Raw genomic sequence first — 1,265 nt, 5'->3', positions numbered from 1 at the left:
CGTTCGGCGACGAAGGCACCGAGCCCCTGCCCGCCCCGCCCGCCAGCCACGGCTCGATCACGGGCGTTGCCCTCGGCACGCTGCGCGACGCTTCGAAGTCGACTACGTTCTGGATCCTGTTTGCGACGTTCTTTGTCTGCGGCGCATCCACCGCTGGCCTCGTGCAGGTGCATCTGATCCCGATGTGCCTCGATTTCGGCATCCCGCAGCTGCAGGCCGCAAGCCTGCTCGCTGCGATGGGCATGTTCGACTTCGTCGGCACCATCATATCGGGCTGGCTGTCGGACCGGTACGACAATCGCTATTTGCTGTTCTGGTACTACGGCCTGCGCGGACTCTCCCTGCTCTTCCTGCCCTTCAGCGATTTCACGTTCTACGGCCTCTCCGTCTTCGCGGTGTTCTACGGGCTCGACTGGATCGCGACGGTACCGCCGACGGTGCGGCTCACTGCGCAAAAGTTCGGACCCGAGCGCGCCAATCTGGTGTTCGGCTGGATCTTTGCCGGCCATCAGCTCGGCGCCGGCACCGCCGCCTTCGGCGCCGGTTTGTCGCGGACGATCTATCAGAGCTATTTGCCCGCATTCTTCATCGCCGGCGCGCTCTGCGTGTTCGCCTCGCTGATCGTGCTGGCGCTGTCGCGGCAAACCGAGCCGAAGCCGCAAGCCACGATGGCCTAGTACCTGATCGTGGTGGTGACGCCGAACACCGCGGCGTCACCAATCCGCTCGCAATGCCGGGGCAAAGAGCGTCGGCGCCGCTTCTGCAGCTTGCATCTCCATCGTAGACACACCTTCGCGTTCTCGCGGCTCATTTCGCCCGAGCTTTGCTCTCTTCGTTGCTCCCTTCTTAAGAAAGGGCGCAGGGAAGGCCGGGCGCCGGCTGGCACCCGCGGTCCCGTGTGCTAACAAGACGCGCACGGGGTGGACTACAGGTGACGCCGGAACGGCCGGCCTTCCCTGCGCGGATGGTTTTACGGCTTATGTCGTGCTCTCCCCGGGGAGCGATGCACTATTGCCCCCGTCGCCTTGCGGATGGCTGATGCGCGTACCCGGTTGGGCCGCTGCAATCACCGCAACACTTGACGCACAGACCCCGGGCGTCAGGACCACACGATTTTGCCGTCCGCGCACATCCCCATTCCTGTCCGCGACGACTGGCGTGCGCTCGCCATCGCGGCCGAACGAGGACGCTGTCAGCGCCGTGTCGTATCGCGCCTGCCGCTGCTCACGGGGTTTCCGCCCTGCAGCTTGCTCAGCGCGCCGACG

Annotated in this window: 1 protein-coding gene; it reads left to right on the top strand. The window is 65.4% G+C overall.

Going from position 1 to position 1,265, the window contains the following annotated elements:
- Positions 1-677 (top strand): MFS transporter (locus MOV75_RS38685; protein ID WP_247008089.1); only part of this gene is annotated, 677 nt, incomplete at its 5' end.
- Between the last annotated feature and the right edge of the window lie 588 nt (positions 678-1,265).

It is taken from the genome of Bradyrhizobium sp. PRIMUS42 (genome assembly GCF_023006515.1).
In the GTDB taxonomy this organism is placed as follows: domain Bacteria; phylum Pseudomonadota; class Alphaproteobacteria; order Rhizobiales; family Xanthobacteraceae; genus Bradyrhizobium.
Note: the sequence above shows the minus strand (reverse complement) of the source record. Positions and strands in the feature narration are given on the sequence as shown.